Origin of the sequence: Mesorhizobium sp. M0514, from assembly GCF_040321145.1 — a bacterium.
In the GTDB taxonomy this organism is placed as follows: Bacteria; Pseudomonadota; Alphaproteobacteria; order Rhizobiales; family Rhizobiaceae; genus Mesorhizobium.
In genome coordinates, this window is record NZ_JAMYQZ010000017.1 from 1 (window position 1) to 24,584 (window position 24,584).

21 protein-coding genes are annotated in these 24,584 nt (G+C 62.3%); 10 read left to right on the forward strand and 11 right to left on the reverse strand.

What is annotated here, in order from left to right; genetic code table 11:
* The coding region (locus NKI61_RS09740; RefSeq protein WP_352839250.1) for an AsmA family protein at positions 1–933 on the forward strand (933 nt) is incomplete at its 5' end.
* A gap of 42 nt (positions 934–975) precedes the next feature.
* On the opposite strand, the gene NKI61_RS09745 is transcribed toward NKI61_RS09740, so the two are convergent.
* The 7 genes from NKI61_RS09745 to NKI61_RS09775 form a co-directional block, all read right to left on the reverse strand.
* Positions 976–1,794 (reverse strand): ABC transporter permease, encoded by an 819-nt coding sequence (locus tag NKI61_RS09745; RefSeq protein ID WP_023669326.1) that lies wholly within the window; start codon positions 1,792–1,794, stop codon positions 976–978.
* Positions 1,791–2,756, reverse strand: a complete 966-nt coding sequence (locus NKI61_RS09750; protein ID WP_352839251.1) for an ABC transporter permease subunit — start codon at positions 2,754–2,756, stop codon at positions 1,791–1,793. The genes NKI61_RS09745 and NKI61_RS09750 overlap by 4 nt, the downstream gene beginning before the upstream one ends.
* A 9-nt stretch (positions 2,757–2,765) precedes the next feature.
* Positions 2,766–3,905 carry an ABC transporter ATP-binding protein gene (locus NKI61_RS09755; RefSeq protein WP_023697298.1) on the reverse strand — a complete coding sequence of 380 codons (1,140 nt, stop codon included), beginning with the start codon at positions 3,903–3,905 and terminating at the stop codon, positions 2,766–2,768.
* 83 nt (positions 3,906–3,988) lie between these two features.
* Positions 3,989–5,086 (reverse strand): polyamine ABC transporter substrate-binding protein, encoded by a 1,098-nt coding sequence (locus NKI61_RS09760; protein WP_023681872.1) that lies wholly within the window; start codon positions 5,084–5,086, stop codon positions 3,989–3,991.
* Between the two features lie 425 nt (positions 5,087–5,511).
* On the reverse strand, positions 5,512–6,465 hold the full coding sequence (locus NKI61_RS09765) for a DMT family transporter (protein ID WP_352839252.1): 954 nt from the start codon (positions 6,463–6,465) through the stop codon (positions 5,512–5,514).
* A 161-nt stretch (positions 6,466–6,626) separates the two neighbouring features.
* Positions 6,627–7,526 carry a DUF2167 domain-containing protein gene (locus NKI61_RS09770; protein ID WP_352839253.1) on the reverse strand — a complete coding sequence of 300 codons (900 nt, stop codon included), beginning with the start codon at positions 7,524–7,526 and terminating at the stop codon, positions 6,627–6,629.
* 150 nt (positions 7,527–7,676) lie between these two features.
* Positions 7,677–9,104, reverse strand: a complete 1,428-nt coding sequence (locus NKI61_RS09775) for a helix-turn-helix domain-containing protein (RefSeq protein ID WP_352839254.1) — start codon at positions 9,102–9,104, stop codon at positions 7,677–7,679.
* Between the two features lie 250 nt (positions 9,105–9,354).
* On the opposite strand from NKI61_RS09775, the gene aceA reads away from it, so the two are divergent.
* The 3 genes from aceA (at position 9,355) to NKI61_RS09790 (ending at position 11,678) form a co-directional block, all read left to right on the forward strand.
* Entirely contained in the window at positions 9,355–10,644 is a 1,290-nt protein-coding gene (gene aceA, locus NKI61_RS09780; RefSeq protein ID WP_352626313.1) for an isocitrate lyase, read from the forward strand.
* Positions 10,645–10,696: 52 nt separating this feature from the next.
* Positions 10,697–10,939, forward strand: coding sequence for an SMc00767 family acetate metabolism repressor (locus tag NKI61_RS09785; RefSeq protein WP_352513154.1), 243 nt, complete (start codon positions 10,697–10,699; stop codon positions 10,937–10,939).
* A 277-nt stretch (positions 10,940–11,216) separates the two neighbouring features.
* Positions 11,217–11,678: a response regulator gene (locus tag NKI61_RS09790; protein ID WP_352513180.1), complete on the forward strand. Its 462-nt coding sequence runs from the start codon at positions 11,217–11,219 to the stop codon at positions 11,676–11,678.
* A gap of 30 nt (positions 11,679–11,708) precedes the next feature.
* On the opposite strand, the gene NKI61_RS09795 is transcribed toward NKI61_RS09790, so the two are convergent.
* Positions 11,709–12,416 carry an HAD family hydrolase gene (locus tag NKI61_RS09795; RefSeq protein WP_352513155.1) on the reverse strand — a complete coding sequence of 236 codons (708 nt, stop codon included), beginning with the start codon at positions 12,414–12,416 and terminating at the stop codon, positions 11,709–11,711.
* A 147-nt stretch (positions 12,417–12,563) separates the two neighbouring features.
* Between NKI61_RS09795 and NKI61_RS09800 the strand changes: the two genes are divergently transcribed.
* The 3 genes from NKI61_RS09800 (at position 12,564) to NKI61_RS09810 (ending at position 16,528) form a co-directional block, all read left to right on the forward strand.
* Positions 12,564–14,000 carry a glutamine synthetase family protein gene (locus NKI61_RS09800; protein ID WP_352839255.1) on the forward strand — a complete coding sequence of 479 codons (1,437 nt, stop codon included), beginning with the start codon at positions 12,564–12,566 and terminating at the stop codon, positions 13,998–14,000.
* Positions 14,001–14,120: 120 nt separating this feature from the next.
* Positions 14,121–15,407: an NAD(P)/FAD-dependent oxidoreductase gene (locus NKI61_RS09805; RefSeq protein ID WP_352463242.1), complete on the forward strand. Its 1,287-nt coding sequence runs from the start codon at positions 14,121–14,123 to the stop codon at positions 15,405–15,407.
* A gap of 275 nt (positions 15,408–15,682) precedes the next feature.
* Positions 15,683–16,528 (forward strand): SH3 domain-containing protein, encoded by an 846-nt coding sequence (locus tag NKI61_RS09810; RefSeq protein WP_352839256.1) that lies wholly within the window; start codon positions 15,683–15,685, stop codon positions 16,526–16,528.
* A gap of 21 nt (positions 16,529–16,549) precedes the next feature.
* On the opposite strand, the gene NKI61_RS09815 is transcribed toward NKI61_RS09810, so the two are convergent.
* The 3 genes from NKI61_RS09815 to NKI61_RS09825 all read right to left on the reverse strand — a co-directional run bounded on the left by NKI61_RS09815 (position 16,550) and on the right by NKI61_RS09825 (position 20,154).
* Positions 16,550–17,845, reverse strand: coding sequence for a Mur ligase family protein (locus tag NKI61_RS09815; protein WP_352839257.1), 1,296 nt, complete (start codon positions 17,843–17,845; stop codon positions 16,550–16,552).
* A gap of 86 nt (positions 17,846–17,931) precedes the next feature.
* The gene (locus NKI61_RS09820) at positions 17,932–19,227 is read right to left on the reverse strand and encodes a Mur ligase family protein (RefSeq protein WP_352839298.1); all 1,296 of its coding nucleotides are present in this window, start codon (positions 19,225–19,227) and stop codon (positions 17,932–17,934) included.
* A gap of 180 nt (positions 19,228–19,407) precedes the next feature.
* Entirely contained in the window at positions 19,408–20,154 is a 747-nt protein-coding gene (locus NKI61_RS09825) for an SDR family oxidoreductase (protein WP_027049416.1), read from the reverse strand.
* A gap of 322 nt (positions 20,155–20,476) precedes the next feature.
* On the opposite strand from NKI61_RS09825, the gene zwf reads away from it, so the two are divergent.
* The 3 genes from zwf to edd all read left to right on the forward strand — a co-directional run bounded on the left by zwf (position 20,477) and on the right by edd (position 24,532).
* Positions 20,477–21,946, forward strand: coding sequence for a glucose-6-phosphate dehydrogenase (gene zwf / locus NKI61_RS09830; RefSeq protein WP_023669307.1), 1,470 nt, complete (start codon positions 20,477–20,479; stop codon positions 21,944–21,946).
* Positions 21,928–22,644, forward strand: a complete 717-nt coding sequence (pgl, locus tag NKI61_RS09835) for a 6-phosphogluconolactonase (RefSeq protein WP_352839258.1) — start codon at positions 21,928–21,930, stop codon at positions 22,642–22,644. The genes zwf and pgl overlap by 19 nt, the downstream gene beginning before the upstream one ends.
* 64 nt (positions 22,645–22,708) lie before the next feature.
* Positions 22,709–24,532, forward strand: coding sequence for a phosphogluconate dehydratase (gene edd / locus NKI61_RS09840; RefSeq protein ID WP_023740462.1), 1,824 nt, complete (start codon positions 22,709–22,711; stop codon positions 24,530–24,532).
* The last annotated feature ends 52 nt before the right edge of the window (positions 24,533–24,584 follow it).

Here is a 24,584-nt window from a genome sequence, read left to right on the forward strand (position 1 = left end):
TTCGAAAACACCGCGGTGACGCTCGACAACCACCCGGGAATGGGGGCGCTGGATTTTTCGTTCGGGGACGCCTTGCCGGTGATATCAGGCACACTCGCCTTCGATACGCTCGACCTCAGGTCGCTGTTTTCGGCCTTCACGCCGCTGGCGCCGACCGGCGAGACCGGTCCCGGCGAAATCGACACCAGCTTCGCCGACCGGATCAATCTCGATCTGAGGCTGTCAGCGGCACATGCCTCGGCCGGCGCAATCCAGCTTGCCGACGTCGCCGCTACGGCGCAGGTGAAGAACGGGCTTGCCGTCTTCGATATCTCCGATGCGTCGGCCTTTGGCGGCAACGTGCAAAGTAGCCTGCGTTTCGACCGCAAACCGGAGGGCTCGCAGGTCGAGATCCGGCTGCTCGCCTCCGACATTGACGGCGCCGCTTTCGGCACCGCGGCCGGAATGACGCGGCTGGTGCCGGCCAGCACCGGCACTGTCTCGGTCATTCTCAAAGGGCCGGGCAAATCCTGGGACTCGATCTTCGAGAACGCGGACGGCTCGGTCTCTGCGACGTTCGGGCCGGGCGCGCTGAGCGGGCTCAATTTGCCGGCATTTCTGAAGCACACGGAACAGGGCGGCTTCTTCGCGCTCGACGACGTCTCGGACGGGACACTGCCGATGGACGGCGCCGAGCTCAAGGCCACCATCTCGAAGGGTGTGGCAAGGCTGGACAAGGCCGAGGCCAATTCGGCGAAATACAAGGTCTGGCTGTCCGGCATCGCCTCTTACGGCGGACGCGGGCTGGCGCTTTCGGGGGGTGTCACCCAGGCCGACCCGGCAGCGGCACCGGTCAATGGCCAGCAGGGATCCAACCAGTCGTCATTCTTCGTCGGCGGCACCTGGAGCACGCCGTTCATCTCGCCGATCAGCCGCGGCGTCTCAGGCGAATAGGCGGACCCTTACCGGGACCGCCCTATCCCTCGTTTGACGCAATCAACCGCGCTGCGCGGCCTGTTCGTCGAGCTGGCGTTGCACCTCACGCCGCTTGTTGGCGACCGAAGCGATGATGACACCTACCGCCACGACGGCGATCAGGATGGTGCAGGCGGCGTTGATTTCCGGCGTCACGCCGAGACGCACCTGGCTGTAGATCTTCATCGGCAGCGTGGTGGCGCCAGGCCCGGAGGTGAAGGAGGCTATCACCAGATCGTCAAGCGACAAGGTGAAGGCCAGCATCCAGCCGGAGACGATGGCCGGCATGATCACCGGCAGCGTGATCTGAAAGAAGGTCTTTACCGGCGTTGCGCCGAGGTCCAAGGCAGCTTCTTCCAGCGAACGATCGAACGACACCAGGCGCGACTGCACGACGACAGCCACGAAGCACATGGTCAAGGTGATGTGAGCAAGCGTCACGGTCAGGAAGCCACGGTCGAGACCGACGGCAACGAACAGCAGCAACAGCGACAGGCCGGTGATGACTTCCGGCATGACCAGCGGCGCAAACACCATGCCGGAAAACAGGATGCGGCCGCGGAAGCGGGTGTAGCGGGTCAAGGTCAGTGCTGCCAGCGTGCCGAGCACGGTTGCCACAGTGGCGGAGATGACACCCACACGCGCGGTCACCCAGGTGGCGTCCATCAGCCCCTGATTGTGGAACAGCGAGGCATACCATTTGGTCGAGAAGCCGCCCCAGACGGTGACCAGCTTCGACTCGTTGAAGGAGAAGACGATGAGCAGCACGATCGGCAGATAGAGAAAGGCAAAGCCCAGCACGACCGAGGTGACGTTGAAGCGGCTCCAGGTGGCGTTCATTTGTCCTGCTCCTGGGCGCGTGCCTGGGCCTGCTGGAAGAGCATGATCGGCACGATCAGGAGCAGCAGCAGGATGACGGCGACGGCCGACGACACCGGCCAGTCACGGTTGGCGAAGAATTCATTCCACAAGGTCTTGCCGATCATCAGCGTCTGCGAGCCACCGAGCAGATCGGGAATGACGAACTCGCCAACCGCTGGAATGAACACCAGCAGGCAGCCGGCGATGACCCCGGGCAGCGACAGCGGGAACGTGATCTTCCAGAAGGCTGATGTCGGCGGGCAGCCGAGATCCTTTGCCGCCTCGATCAGCGAGTAATCCATCTTTTCCAGCGACGAATAGAGCGGCAGCACCATGAATGGCAGGTAGGAATAGACGATGCCGATGAAGATCGCCGTGTAAGTGTTGAGGATGATCAGTGGCTGATTGATGATGTGCAGCGACAACAGCAGCTGATTGAGCAGACCCTCGGGCTTGAGGATGCCGATCCAGGCATAGACGCGGATCAGGAACGACGTCCAGAACGGCAGGATAACCAGCATCAGCAAGGTCGGACGGATCGTCGCCGGCGCGCGGGCCATGCCGTAGGCGATCGGGAAGCCGACGAGCAAGGTCAGGATCGTCGAGACAGCAGCGATGATAACACTGGTCACGTAGGCTTTGAAGTAAAGCGCGTCCTGCGTTAGCCAGACATAATTGTCGACGCTGAGTTCGCGGAAGCGGACAAAGAACCCGGACATGCCGTCCCTGAAATCGAGCGCCGGCGTGTAGGGCGGCATGGCGATCGCCGACTGCGACAGCGAAATCTTGAAGACGATGATGAACGGGATGAAGAAGAAGAACAGCAGCCAGAGATAAGGCACGATGATGACGAGCCGGCTGACAACGCCGGCACCGAGCCGCATCAGGAACGGTTTGGCCGCGGCCGATGGACCGGCGTCGGTGAGTGCAATGTTGGACATGGCCGCCCCCTACCGTGTCAGCACGACGCCGGCATCCGGCCGGAAGGAGACCCAGGCGCGGTCGTTCCAGGTCAGCGGGTCCTCGGTGACTCGCGCCGCGTTGAGCGCGCTTGCCCTGATGATCTGCCCGTCATCCAGCCGGATGTGGTAGACGGTCATGTCGCCGAGATAGGCAACGTCGTAGACCTCGCCCTCAAGCGCATTGACTGCGTCGGCCGGTTTCTTCGACGACACCTTGATCTTCTCCGGCCTGATGGCGAAGACGATGTCGGAACCGGCCTTTGTATCGGTGCTGTTTTCGACGACGATCTGGGCCCCTGTCGCGCCGGTAATGCGCGTGGTGTTTGCCGCACGCTCGGCGACCTTGCCTTCGAACATGTTCACATTGCCGACGAAGTGGGCAACGAAGCGTGAGCTCGGCGCCTCATAGACTTCCGCCGGCGTCGCCACCTGCATCACCTCGCCCTTGTCGATGATGGCGATGCGGTCGGCCATGGTCATCGCCTCTTCCTGGTCGTGGGTGACGACGACGAAGGTAAGGCCGAGATTTTGCTGCAGGTCCATCAGCTCGAACTGCGTTTCCTCGCGCAGCTTCTTGTCGAGCGCGCCGAGCGGCTCATCGAGCAGCAAGACTTTTGGCCGCTTGGCAACCGAGCGGGCGAGCGCGACGCGCTGGCGCTGGCCGCCCGACAATTGGTGCGGCTTGCGCTTGGCGAACTGCTCTAGCTTCACCAGCTTCAGCATCTCGGCGACGCGCTTTTCGATATCCGGTCCCGGCATGCCTTCCTGCTTGAGGCCGAAGGCAATGTTCTTTTCCACGCTCATATGCGGGAACAGCGCATAGGACTGGAACATCATGTTGACCGGGCGGCGGTAGGGCGGGATGCCGCGCAAGTCCTGGCCGTCGAGAAGGATACGGCCGGCGGTGGGCTCCTCGAAGCCGGCAAGCATCCGCAGCAACGTCGACTTTCCGCAGCCCGACGCGCCGAGCAGGGCGAAGAACTCGCGCTCGAAAATGGTCAGCGACAGATTGTTGACGGCGGTGAAGTCACCGAACTTCTTGGTGACGTTCTCGAATTGGATATATGGCTTGGCGTTCGGGTCGTTCCATGGCGCGAAATCCCTGCGGATGCTGCCAAGCGATTTCATGTCCCACTCCGTCCTATTTTTTTGCTTCTTGCCCCAGAGAAGAATGGTCCCGGCAGGTGGCTGCCGGGACCATGTCGCATTGCTTACTGGCCGGTGACGATCTTGGTCCAGCTGCGCGTGATCAGGCGCTGGGTCTTGGGATCGTAGGGCTGGACCGTATAGAGCTTTTTCAAGGTCTCGGCGTCCGGATAGACCGCCGGATCATCCAGCAGTGCCTTGTCGACGAACTGCTGCGAAGCCTTGTTGCCGTTGGCGTACAGCACATAGTTGGACGACTTGGCGATCACTTCGGGCTTCATCATGTAGTTGAGAAATTCGAGTGCCTCGGCGGCATGCGGCGCATCGGCGGGAATCGCCATCTGGTCGAACCACATCTGGGCGCCTTCCTTGGGCACGGAATAGCCGATCTCGACGCCTTGCTTGGCCTCGACCGCGCGGTTGCGTGCCTGGAAGACGTCACCCGACCAGCCGACCGCCAAACAGATATCGCCGTTGGCGAGCGCGTTGATGTATTCGGACGAATGGAATTTGCGGATATACGGCCGCACCTTCAGCAACGTCTCCTCGGCCTTTGCGATGTCGTCAGGTGAGGTGCTGTTCGGATCGAGGCCGAGATATTTGAGCGCCGCCGGGATGATGTCGGCCGGCGAGTCCAGCACATAGACGCCGCAATCCTTCAGCTTGGCCAGGCTGTCGGGATTGAAGAACACATCCCAGCTGTCGATCTTGTCGGTGCCGAGTGCAGCCTTCACCTTCTTGATGTTGTAGCCGATGCCGACCGTGCCCCACATGTAGTTGATCGAATATTCGTTGCCCGGATCGTATTTGGCGGTGCGCTCCGAAACCGTGTCCCACATGTTGGAAATGTTGGGCAGCTTCGACTTGTCGAGCTTCTGGAACACGCCGGCCTGGATCTGGCGGGCCAGGAAGTTGCCGCTGGGCACGACGACGTCATAGCCGCTGCCGCCGGCAAGCAGCTTGGTTTCGAGGATTTCATTGGAATCGAAGGTGTCGTAGACGACCTTGATGCCGGTCTCCTTGGTGAAGTCGTCAATGATCGAACTGTCGATGTAATCCGACCAGTTGAAGACGTTGACGACGCGATCCTCGGCATGGCCGCCAACGGCGAAAAGCGTCAGAAATGCCGAGGTTGCCGAAAGCCAGAGCGCTTTGCGGATCATGCTGTTCTCCTTTGATGAGTGTTCCTTCGCCAAGTCGTCGCTGTTCGAGCGCGATTGGGCATTTGCTTCAGAGTATTGAGCTTTCCGGGCAGCCACAAGCATGAACTGCCAGCGCCGTCCGGGCGGTTCGACGAGCGGCAGATGATGGCTCTGTGTGCCCGCATGGCGGGCGCGCTGACGCCGTCAGAGGCTTTCGCCGCGGCGCTGGCAGGGATACGACGCTGTGGTCCGGTCTTGGTCCGACCGGCGGGGACACTTGGCAAGATAAGCCTGTCTTGTTGTTGCCGTGCCCCAGCCTGCCCGTGCCGCAGCAAGGTTGTCAATGGCCCGCGCGGGGAAGCTCGGTCAATAGGGCGTGCGGCTTCGCTAATTGGGGAAAGACGGGCGTTATTAGGGAAGACGGGCTCAACCAAGGGAAAGGCGGGTCAATTAGGGGATGGCAGGCCAGTGGTCCCCGGCCGTGCAGGCCTCGCCTGGCGCTTGAATTCAAGCGCGATATGGACGAGCAGCGCGGCGACCACCACCGCGCCGCCGATGATGGTGCGCACCGAGGGCACCTCGCCATGAACGAGCCAGACCCAGATCGGTCCGAGGATCGGCTCGAACGTGCCGAGGAGTGCTGCGATCGCCGCCGGAACCAGCCTCGCGCCGGTGGCGAAGAAGGCAAGGCCCAGGCCGAGATTGATAACGCCGAAGGCAAACAGGAAAGCCATGTCGTGGGTCGACGTGGCAAACTGCGTGGCTTGCGATGCGGCGAAAGCCGCTGCCAGCATCGTGCCGAGGCACGTCGCCGGCGTCATGCGCACATGGGCGAAGCGCCGGGTGATGACGGTGGCAATCGAGAACATGACGGCGATCAGCAGCGACAGCCCGTCGCCGATGGGCGATACGGCGCCGTCGAGCGATTCCGACACCATGATGGCGACGCCGGCGATGACGGCGGCGATCGCCACCCAGGTCGCGACGGCGACGCGTTCGCGAAACAGCACCCAGGCAAGCAATGCCGCCAGCAGCGGCACACCGGCCTGCATCAACAGGATATTGGCAACGGTGGTGTAGGCGAGCGCGACAACGAAGCACGTCGATGCCGTGGCGAAACAGACGGCCACGGAAAGGCCGGGCAGGCCCATGTCGCGAAACAGCCGCAACATGCCGCGCCAGCCGTCGCGCCAGGCCATGAAGCAAATCAGGAACACAGCCGCCCACAGCGCGCGCCAGAACACCACCGTCCAACTGTCAGCGGTGTCGATGAAGCGGGCGATGGTGCCGCCAAAGCTCCACATCAGCGCCGACAGGAACACCAGCAGCAAGCCGACCCGCTCTTCGCGCGGCGAGACGATCGGCGGTGCGGCGATTGGAGAAGATGCGGTATCGGTCATGGGGTGCGACTGTCGGCTATCTCGGGGTGGCATGATGCACAATGGACGACAGAAACGTGCCGTATTCGCCTAGCGCATAGGCTACCGCCGGACGTGACCCAGCCCGGCATTCCCTTTGGCGCACCGCCAACCGGCAGCCATACGGGCAAACACCGCCGTTTCTAGGACATGCCCTTGTTGCCGCGGATAAAGCGCCAGAGACCGGCCAACGGTACCAGCAGCAGAATGCCGAACTTTTTCAGGGCGATGAGCGCGACTGCAATCAGGCCGGCCTTTGCCGCGAGTTTTCCGGCGATGAGGCCGCCAATGCCAACCGCGGCGACCGTGTCGGTGCCTGGCAGAAAATCGGTGTATTTCTTGCCGGTGTTGAAGTCCGCCACGCCCAGCACTTCGTCCAGGCTCTGCTTGATCTCCGGCAATTGTTCGACCGTAGCGATGTAGCTCATCACGAAGACGCCTTCCCGGCCGAGGAAACGGACGTCGTAATTGAGCGTGTGGACGGTATCGTCTCCGAACTGCAGTTCCTTGGCCCAGTGCAGCCGTTTGTGGACGAAATCATAGACCGGCGGCGAGGCCCAGCCGATCAGCTTGATCGGGGGAAAGCCGTCCTTCACCCGCTGATCGTTGGCCGACAATGTGTCCGCCTGCATGCTGCTCAGCAATTCGGTGTAGTCGATGGATGCGGCGTCGGCGTCATCGACATGGCCGATCTTTTCATAGCGCAATTCGATGCCCCAACCGTTGCCGGCGATGGGCTCGTACTTGGCCGGGAAGATCATGCCGATTGCTTCGGACGCGGTATCAGCCGGATTGCCCCAGGCCTCGGTCAGGACGGACGTCGCGTCCTTCTTGCCCAGAAAATAGAACTTGTCCTTGAAATCGAGATGGATGCCTTCGGGAAGGTCGACCGCGCCGGTCTTTGGATCGATCTTGTCCAGGAATGCCTTGCCGTCGTCACTATACTGTTGATAGTCCTTGAAGAATTCCGAGGATTTTTCCGCCAGAGCTGGCCCTGCCGAAACGGCAAGCGCCACGCCAAGCCACAAAGCTTTCCTGTTCATAAGCCGTCCCCCCCTTGGCTGCCCTGCGGCTCACCTTTCGATAGCGCAGCGCCGATGCTTAATCAATATTTGGTTCGGCGGTGGTTCGGGCCGCACTCTATTGCTTAAGGCCAATAGCTCCAGTCTTCCGGGACGGCCAGCTCGAGAGCATCACTGGAAATCGAAAGCGCTCAGGCCCGTCACCATCTCGTCGAGGCCCAGCGGACGGGTCACCGGCGGCTCGGCGCGGGCGAGGCAGCCGATGCGTTCGCACAGCCGGCAAGCAGGACCGACCGGCGTGGCGGCGCCCTGTCCGGCCTTTGCCGGCAGCCCGGCGCCATAGACGATCTCGTCGCGAAAGCCGATATCGCAGCCCAACAGCAGCGCGGTGCGGCGCGGACGCTCGGAGAACGAACCCTGCGGCCCTTCGAGCGTGCGTGCGATGCAGAGGAACTCGGCGCCGTCGGGCATTTCCACCGCCTCCACCAGGATTTGGCCAGGCGAAGCGAAAGCGGCATGGACCGGCAGTTTCGGGCAGCCGCCGCCAAAGCGGCTTTGCGGAAAGCCCTGGCCGCCGGCCTTGCGGAAGCGGTTGCCGGCATTGTCGACCTCGAGCATGAAGAACGGGACTCCGGACAAGCCAGGACGCTGCAGCATGGTCAGGCGGTTCGCCGCCTGTTCGAAGGAGACGCCGAAACGCGAGCGCAGCACATCGATGTCGTAACGAGCCCGCACGGCGGCGGCATGAAAGGCCTGATAGGGCATCATCAAGGCATGGGCGGCGTAGCGGCCGAACTCGAAGCGGGCGAGCCGGCGGGCTTCGTCCGTACCGAGCTTCAGCGCCTGAATTTCGCCGGCGATCGCGACCGTCATGCGGATCAGGCAGGCCTCCATGGCGACTTCGCGCAACTGGTCGAACGGCGACAGCCGCTCCGATAGAAAAAGACGCTGCGAATGACGGTCATAACGGCGGCGCCAGTTCGGCATGGTGGCGACCGGCAGAACCTTGACGACGATGCCATACTCGCGCTTCAGCCACGCCTTCAGCGCGCCGAACAGATCGTCGCCGGGGTCGAGCATCGAGGTGAAGGCCTCGGCCTCTTCCTCCAGTGCTGCAAAATGGTTCGGCCGGCGCTCGAAAATCTCGTGCACTTCGTCGATCGGCAGCCGCGCACCGGACAGCGCCGTGGCGCGGCCCTCGCGCGCCAGAAGCTCGTTGAGATCGGACAGCCGCTCGGCCTGCTCGCGGTAAGCGCGAAACAGTTTTATCATCGCAGCCGATGCGTTGGGGGCTGCCTCGGCCAGTTCGATCAGTTCCTGGTCGCCCGGCAGCTCACCGGCAAGCAGCGGGTCGCCGAACACTTCCTTCAAGGCCGAGATCGACCCTCTCGCCTCACCCTGCAATTCATGCGGGTCGACCTTGTAGACAGAGGCCAGCTTCAGGATCAGTTGCACCGTCAGCGGCCGCTGGTTGCGCTCGATCAGGTTGAGATAGGACGGCGAGATGCCGAGCCCCTCGGCCATCGCCGTCTGGGTCAGGCCTTTGGCGATGCGGATGCGGCGGATGCGCGGCCCGGCGAATATCTTCTGGTCGGCCACCGGCTTTCCTTGACAGGAATTTACACGACTTGCGAGCGATGAACGGCGCACTATCTTTTTACAATCATGACAGATTTACAGCGGCAAGCAGTCAAATACAACACAGGTTTTCTCTTATTTTCTACCGGAAATGGCGGTTTTCCTCGCTCTCGTCACGGCGCAATGTAAATGATGTCACACACAGACGACGCACACCATCCCAGGGGCGCGGCGTTTCAAGACACTGGCATCGATTGATCTGGAGTGACCAATGACTGATTTTTACAATCTTGTCCCATCCGCGCCCGAAGGCCGCTTCGACGGCATCGAACGAGCCTATTCGCCGGACGATGTGAAGCGGCTGCGCGGGTCGGTCCAGATACGCCAGAGTCTTGCCGAAATGGGCGCCAACCGGCTGTGGAAGCTCATCCACGAGGAAGACTTCGTCAATGCACTCGGCGCCATGTCGGGCAACCAGGCGATGCAGCAGGTGCGTGCCGGGCTGAAGGCAATCTATCTCTCGGGCTGGCAGGTCGCCGCCGACGCCAACACCGCGTCGGCCATGTATCCGGACCAGTCGCTCTATCCCGCCAATGCGGCGCCCGAACTGGTCAAGCGCATCAACCGCACGCTGCAGCGCGCCGATCAGATCGAGACCTCGGAAGGCAACGGCCTGTCGGTCGACACCTGGTTCGCGCCGATCGTCGCCGATGCCGAGGCCGGCTTCGGCGGACCGCTCAACGCCTTCGAGATCATGAAGGCGTTCATCGAGGCGGGCGCTGCCGGCGTCCACTATGAGGACCAGCTGGCCTCTGAGAAGAAGTGCGGCCATCTCGGCGGCAAAGTGCTGATCCCGACCGCCGCGCATATCCGCAACCTCAACGCGGCGCGTCTGGCGGCCGACGTGATGGGCACGCCGACGCTAGTCGTGGCACGCACCGATGCGGAAGCGGCAAAGCTTCTGACCTCCGACATTGACGAGCGCGACCAGCCTTTCGTCGACTACGATGCCGGCCGCACGGTTGAAGGCTTCTACCAGGTCAGGAACGGCATCGAACCGTGCATCGCGCGCGCCATTGCCTATGCGCCGCATGCCGACCTGATCTGGTGCGAAACATCCAACCCCGATCTGGCGCAGGCCAAGAAATTCGCCGAAGGCGTGCGCAGGCATCATCCGGGCAAGCTGCTCGCCTATAATTGCTCGCCGTCGTTCAACTGGAAGAAGAACCTCGACGACGCGACGATCGCCAAGTTCCAGCGCGAGCTCGGCGCCATGGGCTACAAGTTCCAGTTCATCACATTGGCCGGGTTCCACCAGCTCAACTTCGGCATGTTCGAACTGGCCCGCGGCTACAAGGCGCGGCAAATGGCGGCTTACTCCGAACTGCAGGAAGCCGAGTTCGCGGCGGAAGTCCACGGCTACACCGCGACCAAGCACCAGCGCGAGGTCGGCACCGGCTATTTCGACGCCGTGTCGATGGCGATCAGCGGCGGCCAGTCCTCGACCACCGCCATGCATGAATCCACCGAGCACGCCCAGTTCAAGCCGGCAGCGGAATGAACCGATCGACATAACCAACAGAGGAAACGCCCGAAGGGCAAGGGAGAAGAAAATGGCATCGATAAGCCGCGTCAAGGAACGTGCAGACGAGCAGTCCACCACGATGAGTGTCGACCAACAGGCGACCATCCGCATGCTGGCCAACGACCTGCACAGGCTCAATCAATCGGTGATGAAGGCAGTCGAGGCCGGCGTCTCGGTGGAACTGGTGCGCTCGGCCCGGCATCATGGCGGCGACGGCAATTGGGGCGACCTGCTGATCCCGGTGATCGTCACGCAGAAGAGTCACGGCTGATCTTTCCCTTACGGAAGCTTTGTGCTTGTGGAACTTATGGGCCCCGCCGCTCACTGGCCGATTTCAACGTCACCCGCGGGTTTTCAGCGCGGGTGACTTTCGCTTTTGAGCGTAAACTTAACTACAGTTCGAAAACAGACTTTGTCTCCGGGGTTTAATATTTCCGGCTATATTTCGCAGGTCCGTCATTTCAGCTTGACATGGCGGGCGATCTCACGCCAATTGGCTCTCGGATTTCAACCCTGCATTGAAGCAGCGCCGAGTGCCCGCCCCGCCCATGTGCCCTGTGAACCGCGAGACCGACACCGCCAAACATCTGAATTCGTCAAGCAGGGACGCGAACTCCGAGATATCAACGGATTTCTCCCACGTGCTGGTCGTTGGAAAATCGCCGATCAACCGGGTGGTGGTGTCGAAGATCGTCGAGAAGTCCGGACTGAAGCCGATCTCCGAGTCGCCCGAAATGGCGGCCAAGACATTGCGAACCCTCATTCCGGGCGCCGTCGTTCTCGATGGCGGCCCCGACAACGAGGACTGCCGCGCGCTGATGGCGGCCATCGACGCCTTGCGGCGGACATCTGGGCGGTCGCTCCCCAAGGTGATCCTGCTTTCAACCAACACCGGCACGCCCGACAGCCTGGGCCTGTCGAGCGTGGTAGATGTGGTGGTAACCAAGCCGATCACCACCGAAAGGCTGCAGCCGGTGGTCGACCGGCTGATCAGTCTCGGGCGCGGCTGATCGCAATCCGCCCGAACGCGTGCGGGGCGGTCAGCCTTCCTTGCCGATGCTCTCGATCAAAGCCGGCAGTTCGCCAAGATCGACAAGCTGACGAAATCGCGGTGCCTCGACCGGCGGCTCGACGTGTTCGAGCACCCAGGTCAGCTCGTGCGGCACATACACACCCCAACTCCCGGCCTCGATGGCCGGCACCACGTCCGACTTGAGCGAATTGCCGACCATCATGCTGTCCTGCGGGCTGCCGTGGCGGCCAAAGATCCTGGCATAGGTGGCGGCGCTCTTGTCGCTGACGATCTCGACGGCATCGAACAGGTCGCCAAGGCCGGACGCCGCCAGCTTGCGCTCCTGGTCGAACAGATCGCCCTTGGTGATCAGCACCAGATGGTAGGCGCCGGCAAGCCTTTCCACGGTCTCACGCGCATGCGGCAAAGCCTCGACCGGATGTCCCAGCATGTCGCGGCCGGCGGCAAGGATTTCGGCAATGGTCGACCCCGGCACACGGCCCTCGGTCACTTCTATTGCCGTCTCGATCATCGACAAGGTAAAGCCCTTGATGCCGAAGCCGTAGACGGCAAGGTTGCGCTTCTCGGCCTCCAGCAGCCGTGCCGAAATGTGCTCGGTATCGCCATGGTCGGCGAGCAGGGTTGCAAAATGCTTCTCGGTCAGGCGGAAGAACTGTTCGTTCTGCCATAGGGTATCGTCGGCGTCGAAGCCGATCGTGGTCAATTTGCCTGGCATACGGTGTCTTCTGCTGCTCGATCTGCGGGAGGTTGACCCTAATCTGCGTGGCGCGATTTTCAACCAGGAAGGCGAAGACAGGCAGCTCCCCTTCCCTTCCATCACCGGCAACAGCTATACTGTGATAATTGCAACCCAAACTGGTGAATGATGCCGCCTGCGAAAAAGGAAGTCCGTCCGTCGACCCGCGGAGGACGCGTCCGAACGCCTGCCTTCGTGAAAAATCAACGCGGCGTGAAGAACTGGAAGGAAGTCAGCGCCTGGCTGGAATGGCGCGGCATCGAAGACATAGAATGCATCACGCCTGATCAGGCTGGCGTCGCGCGCGGCAAGATGATGCCGTCAAAGAAATTCACTTCCAACACCTCGCTGGCGCTGCCATCGGCAGTGTTCATGACGACGATTTCGGGCGGCTATCCCAAGGACGGCAACGGTTTCCACTATCCGGAGGATGATGGCGACCTGAAGCTGATGCCGGATCTGTCGACGTTGACCGTGGTGCCGTGGGAAGAAGACCCGACGGCCGCCGTCATCTGCGACCTCGTCCATCAGGATGGCCGTTCGGTCGAGTTCACGCCGCGCAACGTCCTGAAGCGCGTGGTAGCAGCCTATGACAAGCGCGGGCTGAAGCCGGTGGTGGCGCCCGAGATCGAATTCTACCTGGTGCGCAAGAACCCCGACCCGGATTACCCATTGACGCCACCAGTCGGGCGTTCCGGGCGGCCAATCGGCGGCGGAGCCGGCTATTCGATCGCCGGCGTCAACGAGTTCGACGAACTGATCGACGACATCTACCATTTCTCCGAAAGCCAGGGCCTGGAGATCGACACGCTGATCCACGAGGAAGGCGCCGGCCAGCTCGAGATCAATCTGCGTCACGGCGATCCGGTCGAGCTCGCCGATCAGGTGTTCATGTTCAAACGCACCATTCGCGAGGCAGCGCTGAAGCATGAGATCTATGCCACCTTCATGGCCAAGCCGATCCAGGGCCAGCCAGGTTCTGCCATGCACATCCACCAGTCGATCATCGACAAGAAGACCGGGCTGAATATCTTTTCGGCGAAGGACGGCTCGGAAACCGACGACTTCTTCCATTTCATCGGCGGCATGCAGAAGCATGTGCCGAACGCACTGGTGATGTTTGCTCCCTACGTCAATTCCTACCGCCGGCTGACGCAGTCGGCCTCGGCGCCGGTCAACAACAAATGGGGCTATGACAACCGCACCACGGCGTTCCGCGTGCCGCGCTCGGATCCGGCGGCGCGGCGTGTCGAAAACCGCATCCCGTCTTCCGACGCCAACCCCTATCTGGCGCTGGCGGCCTCACTTGCCTGCGGGCTGATCGGCATCACCAACAAGATCAAGGCCGAGCCTCCGGTGCTGACCACCGCAAACGCCGATGAGATCGACCTGCCGCGCGGCCTGCTCGAAGCCGTCGACCTGTTCGAGGGCGACGAGGAGCTGTGCGCCCTTTTGGGCAAGTCCTTTGCCGCAACCTATGCAGCGATCAAGCGGGCGGAGTTCGAGACCTTCATGGAAGTGATCAGCCCGTGGGAGCGGGAGTATCTGTTGCTCAACGTGTGAGCGGCGACTTCGTCGTGTGAATGGTGAATAGTGAATGGTGAGTAGTTTCATATTGGATGGATGAGCGCAGACGTCGTGCGTCTCGCAGCCATTCACCATTCACCATTGGCTGGTGTCCCCATGCCTTACCAATCACCTATCTCCCCCGGTCGCTCCTGGTACGAAGACACAGCCGGACCACGCCCTGAGTACCCTGCCCTGGACGGCGACCGCAGCTGCGACGTCGTCGTCGTCGGCGGTGGCTTCACCGGGCTGTCGGCGGCCGCTCATTTGGCGAAGGCGGGAGCCGACGTCGTTCTGATCGAGGCGCATCGCTTCGGCGACGGCGCTTCAGGGCGCAATGGCGGCCAGCTCGGCACGGGCCAGCGCGCCTGGGCCGAAGAGATGGAGGCCGAATACGGCTTCTCCCGCGCCAAGGCGCTGTTCGACCTTGCCGAGGAGGCGAAAGCGCACCTGCTCGAATTCGCCGCCGTTAACCAGATCGACATCGACTATATGCCCGGCCAGTTGTCCGTGGCGCACAAGCCGCGTTATCTCGACGACTACAAGGCGCATGCCGAGATCATGGCCGGCCGCTTCAATTATCCGCACATCGCCTTCATGGATGCCAGGGAAACGGCCGAACGGCTGGGCTCCACACGCTACTTCGGCGGCACCCGCGACACCGGCACCGGACACATCCACCCGATGAAGCTGGTGATCGGCACGGCAAAGGTCGCGGCAGCGGCCGGCGCGCACCTGTTCGAGCAGACACTATCGACCGGTGTTACCTCCAGCGGCGGCAAGGTCAGGGTGACGACTTCGAGAGGCACCATCACCGCCCAGAAATGCCTGATCGGTGTAAATGCCTATGGCGGCACGCTCGAGCCGGTGAGTGCCGCGCACATCATGCCCATCGGTTCCTTCATCGGCGCGACGGTGCCGCTGGGCGTGGACTCGAAAGTGCTGCCGGGCGGCGAGGCGGTCGACGATTCGCGTTTCGTCGTGCGTTATTTCCGCAAATCCAGGGATGGAAGGCTGCTGTTCGGCGGGCGCGAGGTCTATGGCGTCAACGATCCGAAGGACATCCATGTCCATATCCGCCGGCAGATAGCCGAGCTTTATCCGGAGCTGAGCGATGTCGAGATCACCCATGGCTGGGGCGGCTATGTCGGCATCACCATGCCCAGGAAACCGTTCGTGCGCGAGGTGATGCCCAATGTGATCTCGGCCGGAGGCTATTCCGGCCACGGCGTGATGCTGTCGAACTTCTTCGGCAAGCTCTATGCCCAGGCCGTCGCCGGCAACCGCGACAGACTGAAGCTGATCGAGGACCTGAACATCCCGGCTTTTCCAGGTGGCCGGCGCTTTAGAACGCCATTATTGTTCCTCGCACTGAACTGGTTTGCCCTGAGGGACCGAATATAGGGAAAGTATCTCATATCAGCCGGGGCTGGTACTGAGCTGATTCTATTGAGCTGTTGGTTGCCGCAGCGAGACGTTGCAGAATCCTTAACAAGGGCGCACAATTCCCCTGAGGGCGCACTGATGCCACAATCAAGGGCAAAGGATGCCGGTTCTGGGCGATTGAACGGGGATTTCTGCGGGCCTGCCCGCTTTGTTGTTGGGACCGATGCCGATCGAATGCCGGGCTGCCGGCGCCGATCGAAAGAACACCGGCCCATCTTTTGGAGGTGGCAAGAGTGAACGAGCCCTTCAGTTTCGGCGCGCCGGAACGTCGGCGCTTCGCCATGCAATTCGGTTATGACATGCGGCCCTCCTTCTGGCAGGGGGTGCGCACGAATTCGCATCTGGTGATCGCCGCGGTCGGCACCGCAGCGCTGCTTGGCGTGGCGGGCATAGCGCTTTGGCTGGCATTGCCGGCCACCGACCGGCAAGCGATCGCCAGCACACAGCAGAACGTTCCGACTTTTCCGGTCAAGACGACCAAGATTGCCCCGGTCGCAGCGACGGCTGCAGCGGTAGCGGCGCCACAAGCCGCGCGCAAGGGCGACGCGGTTTCATCGACGGTCGCTGTGGGTGGGGCTGCGATGCCGCCGCTGTCGGCCAACGATCCGCGCTGGACTGCGGCGCAATCCAACAGCGACCCTGCCGCGACGCCATCCGATCAGGCGCCTACCGAGCAGGCTGCCGCCAAACCGTCCGATGCCGCGGCATTCGAAGAACCGGCGGCCCAGGGCGACGCCACGACGCAGTTGTCAAAGGTCGCTGCTCCCGCCAATGACGACGACGCGGAAACCGCCGCCATACCGACGCCAAAACCGCAACTTCCAGACGAGCAATCTTCCGCCGCAACGAACGATACCCAGGCCAAGGCCAAGCCACAGAAGGTGGCTGCTGCCGCCGGCACCGGACGCATCCTCAGGACGGTGACAATGCGCAGCGGTCCGCAGAAAAACGCCGCCGCCATGGGCACCGTGCCCGCCAAGTCGTCGGTGCAGGTGGTGAGTTGCAAGAAATGGTGCCAGATCGTCTACAACGGCAAGCGCGGCTGGATCTACAAGAGCTACATCAAGACCGGGGCTTGAGACACAAGCCGCCAGATCTGGTCAGCCGCCGAGCAACCACCTGAAACGGTGTCTCCTGCGAGCAAGTTTGCGCTTCGCCAGGAAATCCCGGTGTTCCTCGAACGGCACCTCATAGAGGCCGCACATTTGGCAGCTTTCTGACCTGCCGCATAGCGGGGTCCAGCATTTCACATCGTGCGTCCAGGCGAGCGCGATCCTTTCCAGATGAAGGTTGGACGAACTTTTCAGCAGAATCAGTTCTCCTGGGACTGCCGTCTGTTTGATGTGATCCGAAACTTCCTTGGGACTGCGAAGCTCAATGAACCGGCCGCTGTCGCGGTCGGCCTGGCTGGCGCGCGAGCGATGCGCATTGTCGCCCGTGTAGATGACCTCATCGGCGATTTCGCGAGCGATCTTGTACGCACTGCCGTATTTCCTCGACGAGCCGGCGTAGTCGGATATCTGCCCAAGCACAATGCGCTTGCGAGCGGCCTTGGCCTTTGCAATCATCTCCAGAGCAATGTTGAGCGAATGCCAGGGCGCTTTGGCCGTATCGACCAGGAATTTCGGACCCGCGGATACCTCTTGCACCGTAGAGCGGTTGGGCAGTGGTGCAAACGATGCCGTTCTTGCTACGACTTGCTCTGGCGGGACGCCAAGTTCCAAGGCGGCGGCCATGGCCGCTGCAGTCGGCAGCCAGAATTGCTCGCCGGGAAAAGGCGCTTGAATATTCAGGCTGCCACCGCGCCAATGAAGGGTGAACCGCAGCAATTCCGGATACGCGGCATGCACGTCACTCACGCGGTAGTCTGCCTCGCCGGACTGGCCGAAGGTCGCAATCCGGCATTTCGCGCCAGACGCCATGCCGATCACCAGTGGGTCATCGCAATTGAGAACCGCAAGTCCATCGGGTTGGAGTGCCTCGACCAGCGCCCGCTTCTCTCCCGCCACAGCTTCCAGAGTCCTGAACTTGCCGAAATGCTCCAGACGGATCATCGTAACCACCGCCACACTCGGCTTCAGCATCTGCGCCATGGCGCTGATCGTGCCGAAGTCGGAAGCGCCGGCTTCGAAAACGACGTAATCGACTTTGCCGGCCTTCCTCAGGCGCTTGTAAAGCGTTCGGATGAGCGCAGGCATTGTATTGGCCTGGGCCTGTAGATGCACCTTGCCTTGGGCGCCCAGTATGTGTGCAAGCAGGCTGGTGGATGTGGATTTACCGGAGCTGCCGGTAATGCCGATGAACGTCGCCTTGTTACGCGCCCGCACCCAGCGCGCCTGCAGCCGTCGCAGCGCCCAGCCCAAGTCCTTGCGAATTTTCAGCGATTCCAGTTTCACACCCCGCCAGCTTTTAGCCCAGCCTAATATGCGTCGTGCCAAGTTCCAGAGTCAAACGGGCGCTGGCGTGCTTGAGCCAAAGAGTTCTAGCGACCGAGGAGCCGCAGCAGTCTGTGCTTGCGGCGCTTCGATTTTCTCTGCGCCACAAACTCACGGTGCTGCTCAAACGGCACTTCATAGAGGCCGCATTGCTCGCATCCCTCGGTTTTGCCGCATACCGAAACCCAGCACTGGACGTTGTGGGTCCAGGCAAGTGCGACACGCTCGAGGTGCAGATTGGACGAGCTCTTGAGCAGGATCAACTCGTCAGGCTGCGCGGTTTGGGCGATGTAGTCCGACACTTCCCTCGCCGTGCGCAATTCGATGAAGCGGCCGCTGTCGCGATCTGCCTGGTTCGCCTTGGAGCGATGGGCATGATCGCCGGCATAAATCACCTGGTCTGCAATCTCGCGCGCGCTGCTGTAAGCTTGGGCATATCTGTTATTCGAGCCGGAAAAATCCGATAGCTGGCCAAGAACGATACGTTTTCGCCCAAATGTCGATCCGGCTACCATGTCGAAGGCAAGGCTCAGCGAATGCCAGGGCGCCTTTGCGGCATCCACGATGAAGTGGGGGCCACCCGCGGGGACGAGCACCTGGCCGCGATTTTCCAGAGGCTGGAACGTCGCGATCCTGTGCTTGACCATCTGCGCAGGCACGCCCAGCTCAAGAGCGGTTGCCACCGCCGCTGAAGTCGGCAGCCAGAAATGCTCGCCGGGGAACGACGTCTCGATATCGAGCACACCGCCGCGCCAGTGGAGCGAGAACCGCAACGGCTTGGGATAGGAGGCCTCGATATCGCTGACGCGATAATCCGCCTGCTCCGATGTGCCGAATGTGACGGAACGGCAATCGCTCGCCGAGGCCATGCCCATCACAAGAGGGTCATCGGCATTGAGCATCGCGAAGCCGCCCGGCTCCAGCGCCGCGACCAGGGCGCTTTTTTCTCGTGCGACGTTTTCGACAGTCTTGAAACTGGCGCGATGCTCCAGCCGGACCATTGTGACAACAGCCACGTTGGGGCGAAGCAATTCGGCCATGGGCTTCATTGTATCCGGGCCGAATGCAGCAGCCTCGAAGACGACGTAGTCGGTTTTGCCGCCCTTTCCCATTCGCCTGGATAGCGTCGAGACCAACAGTTTCATCGTGTTGGCCAGAACCTGTGTATGGACCGAACCATGACCGGCCAGGATGTGTCCAAGCAGGCTTCCCGCCGTGGTCTTGCCGGAGCTTCCGGTAATGCCGATGAAAATTGCCTTGCTTCGCGCCCGCGCACGCGTGGCCAGGTAAAGCCGCAGCCGCCATCCCAGATCATAGCGACTTTTCTGCTGCCTGATCTTCATCACCCGCCAACACTATCCACGATCCCGTTATGCCTTTCGGGTGATCGAGAAGTCAAACTGGGGTCCGGCGTGACGACGTCAACTGTTCGTTCCTCGGCCGGCCGGCGCACCGATGCGAACTTTTGCCGACGTTGCTCTGTCTGCCGTGCATTGCGAACAGCGAGGGACTTCCCGAATTGCTCAAATGCAGCGGCCGCCGTCGACCTCCAGCGCCACGCCGGTGATGAAGGCGGCTTCGTCCGACGCAAGCCAAAGCGCAGCGTTGGCGATATCGAGCGGCGTCGACAGACGGCCGAGCGGTATCGAGGCACGGAATTTCTCGCGGATCTCGGGCGTGTCAGTGCCCATGAATTTCTCCAGCATGCCGGTCTCGCCGGCGACCGGGCAAAGGCAGTTCACGCGGATGTTCTTGGGCGCGAGTTCGACCGCCATCGACTTGGTCGCGGTGATCGCCCAGCCCTTCGAGGCATTGTACCAGGTGAGCCCCGGACGCGGCCGCAGACCGGCGGTCGAAGCCGTGGTCAGGATGACGCCGCCGCCCTGCCGCTCCATGATCGGCACCACGGCAAGTGCGGCGTGGTAGATCGCCTTCATGTTGACTGAAGTGATCAGGTCGAAGGTCGCCTCGTCGACGTCGAGCATGTCGCCATTGCGATGGGTGTAGCCGGCATTGTTGACCATGATATCGATGCGGCCGAAGGCGCTTTTTGCGGCATAGACCATCTCGTCGAATTCGGAACGCTGCGAAACGTCGGTCTGGGTCCAGATCGCGGCCTGGCCGATCTCTGCTGCAACGCGCTCCGCGCCCTTGGCGTTGAGGTCGGCGACGACGACCTTGGCGCCCTCTTCGGCAAAGCGCCTGGCCATGCCTTCGCCGAAACCTGACGCAGCACCCGTGATGACGGCAACCTTGTTTTCCAGACGCATGCTTTTTCCGCTCATTGAAGACCCACCTCGCAAGCGCATTTTTCCTTTTTGTTTGATGCGTGTCTGTCTCCCAGAACCGCTTCGCACTTCTGGGCGACACGCATTAGCTTTCGTCACATTCCCGCTTTATGTTGCAGGCGCGAAAGCCCCGGGACCATCGCTTGACGAAAAGCCTCCGGGTGGCAGCCAGTGTCAAGGCACATTTGGAGCGAATCAATATGCAGTGATTTGGCCTTGATGTGACACCATGGCACTGGATAGTTTAAATCGATTAGATTATATCCTGCCGCGTCACAGCGAGCGGCGTCAAAGCGGACAGACCATGACCAGCCAGATCATTCCCGTCGAGCCTTTCGACTTCATCATTTTCGGTGGCACCGGCGACCTGTCGGAACGCAAGCTGCTGCCCTCGCTCTACCACCGCCAGCGCGACCACCAGTTTTCCGAGCCGACCCGCATCATCGGCACCTCGCGCTCCAAGATGAGCGACGAGGAATTCCAGGCTTTCGCCAAGCAGGCGATTTCCCAGCATGTGAAGCCGGCCGACATCGACGCCGAGGAACTCAAGACATTTCTTGCCCGGCTGTCCTACGTATCGGCCGACGCGACGACGGGTGCCGGCTTCGACAAGCTGAAAAAGGCGATCGGCGAAAGCGACCGCATTCGCGCTTTCTATCTGGCGGTTGCGCCGGCGCTGTTCGGCGACATCTCGCACCAGCTGAAAGCCCACAATCTCATCACGCCGAATTCACGCATCGTGCTGGAGAAGCCGATCGGCCGCGACCTCGATTCGGCGCGCAAGCTCAACGACGTGGTTGGAGACGACTTCCACGAAAGCCAGATCTTCCGCATCGACCACTATCTCGGAAAGGAGACGGTGCAGAACCTGATGGCGCTGCGCTTTGCCAACGCGCTCTATGAGCCGCTTTGGAATTCTGCCCATATCGACCATGTGCAGATCACGGTGGCCGAGACCGTCGGTCTTGAAGACCGCGTCACCTACTACGACAAGGCCGGCGCGCTGCGCGACATGGTGCAGAACCACATGCTGCAGCTGCTCTGCCTGGTTGCCATGGAGGCGCCATCGTCGATGGATGCCGATGCCGTGCGCGACGAGAAGCTGAAGGTGCTGCGGGCGCTGAAGCGCATCAACGGCAATGAGGCACCCAAGCACACCGTGCGCGGGCAGTACCGCGCCGGCGCCTCTGCAGGCGGCGCGGTGAAAGGCTATGTCGAGGAACTCGGCAAAGACAGCTCCACCGAGACCTTCGTCGCCATCAAGGCCGAGATCGGCAATTGGCGCTGGGCCGGCGTGCCGTTCTATCTCCGGACCGGCAAAAGGCTGGCGACCCGCGTTTCGGAAATCGTCATCGAGTTCAAGCCGATCCCGCATTCGATCTTCGGCGACAGCGCCGGGCCGATCTCAGCCAACCAACTGGTGATCCGGCTGCAGCCCGACGAAGGCGTCAAGCAGTTCATCATGATCAAGGATCCAGGCCCGGGCGGCATGCGGCTGCGCCAGATCCCGCTCGACATGAGCTTTGCAACATCTTTCGACGGTCGCGCGCCGGACGCCTATGAACGGCTGATCATGGATGTTATCCGCGGCAACCAGACGCTGTTCATGCGCCGCGACGAAGTCGAGGCGGCATGGAAGTGGATCGACCCGATCCAGAACGCCTGGGAAAGCGCCAGGCAGGAGGCGCAAGGCTATACGGCCGGCACATGGGGTCCCTCGGCCTCGATTGCGCTGATCGAACGCGACGGGCGGACATGGCACGAAAGCAATTGAGCGAGCCCGTCTATAACTGGAACGGCTTTGCCGGGCGCCAGGATCTGGCGGCAGCCCTTGCCGGCAATGTCGCGGCGCGCCTGACCAAGGCCATCGACGAGCGCGGCACGGCCCTGCTTGCCGTTTCCGGCGGCACCACGCCGGCAAAGTTCTTTGCAGCACTTTCGGCCATTCCGATCGCCTGGAACAAGGTGACGGTGACGCTGGTCGACGAACGGTTCGTGCCGGCCTCCTCGCCGCGCTCGAATGCGGGGCTGGTGGCGGCCAACCTGCTGCAGAACAAGGCGGCTGCCGCGCACTTCGTGCCGCTCTACCATGACGCGGCAAGCATCGAGACCGCCGCGGCGGCCGACGATGCGGCGCTGAAGGCTCTGCCCTGGCCCCTCGATGTCGTCGTGCTCGGCATGGGCGGCGACGGCCACACCGCCTCGTTCTTTCCCGACGCCGAGAATCTCGGCGATTTGCTCGACCCGGCCTCATCAAGGATCGTGCTGCCGGTTCACGCGGCAAGCGCCGGCGAACCCCGGTTGACGCTGCCGCTGGCGCGGATCGTCGACGCCGGCTTCATCGCGCTGCATATAGAAGGCGAGGACAAGCGCACCGCCTTCGACGGTGCGATGGGACCGGGTGCGAAAAAGCCCATCCGCAAAGTGCTCGAAGCGGCACCCACCCCGGTAGAGGTGTTCTGGGCACCCTGATTTCACGCAAAGTAGTCCCGGCAGACGGTGGAGGACGTTCTTCCGGGGCTCGAAAGGACCGACCATGACAGCCAGACGCGACATCGAAGCCATCACGGAACGCATCCGCCAACGCTCGAAAGCCGGCCGCGAGCGCTATCTCGGCCGCATCGCCGAGGCGTCCAGCCGCACCGCCAACCGGGGCGTCCTGTCTTGCGGCAACCTCGCGCATGGCTTTGCCGTCTGCAGCCCGTCTGAAAAGCTGGCGCTCGGCGCCGACAAGGTGCCGAACCTCGGCATCATCACCTCCTACAATGACATGCTGTCGGCGCATCAGCCCTTCGAAACCTTCCCGGCGCTGATCAAGGAAGCCGCGAAGGAAGTTGGCGGCATCGCGCAAGTGGCCGGCGGCGTGCCCGCCATGTGCGACGGCGTGACCCAGGGACAGCCCGGCATGGAGCTGTCGCTGTTTTCGCGCGACGTGATCGCCATGTCGGCGGCGATCGGCCTGTCGCACAACATGTTCGACGCCGCCGTCTATCTCGGCGTCTGCGACAAGATCGTGCCGGGGCTGGTGATTGCAGCCCTCACCTTTGGCCATCTGCCGGCGGTGTTCGTGCCGGCAGGGCCGATGACGACGGGCCTCCCCAATGACGAGAAGGCCAAGGTCCGCCAGCTCTATGCCGAGGGCAAGGCCGGACGCGCAGAACTGCTCGAAGCGGAGTCCAAATCCTATCACGGGCCGGGCACCTGCACGTTCTATGGCACCGCCAATTCCAACCAGATGCTGATGGAGATCATGGGCCTGCATACGCCCGGCGCGTCCTTCGTCAATCCAGGCACGCCGCTGCGCGACGCGCTGACGCGCGAGGCGACCAGGCGAGCCCTGGCGATCACCGCGCTCGGCAACGCCTACACGCCGGTCGGCCGCATGATCGACGAGCGCTCTTTCGTCAATGGCGTCGTCGGCCTGCACGCCACCGGCGGCTCGACCAACCACACAATCCACCTCATCGCCATGGCGGCCGCCGCCGGCATTACGCTGACCTGGCAGGACATTTCCGACCTGTCGGAAGCGGTGCCGCTGCTGGCCCGCGTCTATCCGAACGGGCTTGCCGATGTGAACCATTTCCATGCCGCCGGCGGGCTCGGCTTCCTGATCCGCGAATTGCTCGACGAAGGCATCCTGCATGAGGATGTGCAGACGGTATGGGGTGAAGGCCTGAGGCCCTATGCGGTCGAGGCCCGGCTCGGCGAAGATGGCGGCGTCGTGCGTGAAGCCTCGCCGCTGCAGAGCGGCGACGAGAAGGTGCTGGCGCCGTTCAAGAAGGCCTTCCAGCCGACCGGCGGCCTGAAAGTGCTCGCCGGCAATCTCGGCCACGCCGTCATCAAGACGTCCGCCGTGAAGCCGGAACGCCGCGTCATCGAGGCGCCGGCCAAGGTGTTCGACAGCCAGCAGGGACTGAACGAAGCCTTCAAGGCCGGCACGCTGACTGGCGACTTCATTGCCGTCATCCGCTTCCAGGGCCCGAAGGCAAACGGCATGCCGGAACTGCACAAGCTGACCACCGTGCTCGGCATCCTGCAGGATCGTGGCCAGCGCGTCGCGCTGGTCACGGACGGGCGCATGTCTGGCGCTTCCGGCAAGGTGCCGGCGGCGATCCATGTAACGCCGGAAGCGGTCGAGGAAGGGCCGATCGCCAGGATCCATGACGGCGACATCATCCGGCTCGACGCCGATGCCGGCACGCTGGAAGTGCTGGTGCCGGGGCCCGAGCTCGCGCTGCGCCGCACGGCCGACATCGATCTCATCGGCAACGAGTTCGGTTTCGGCCGCGAGCTGTTCGCTGGTTTCCGCCAGTTGGTCGGCCGCGCCGACCACGGCGCCAGTGCTTTCGGCACGGCCTGAGGCATCATTGCCTATTTTGTAAAAAGGGCGGATCGAGCTCGGTTTGAGGCCG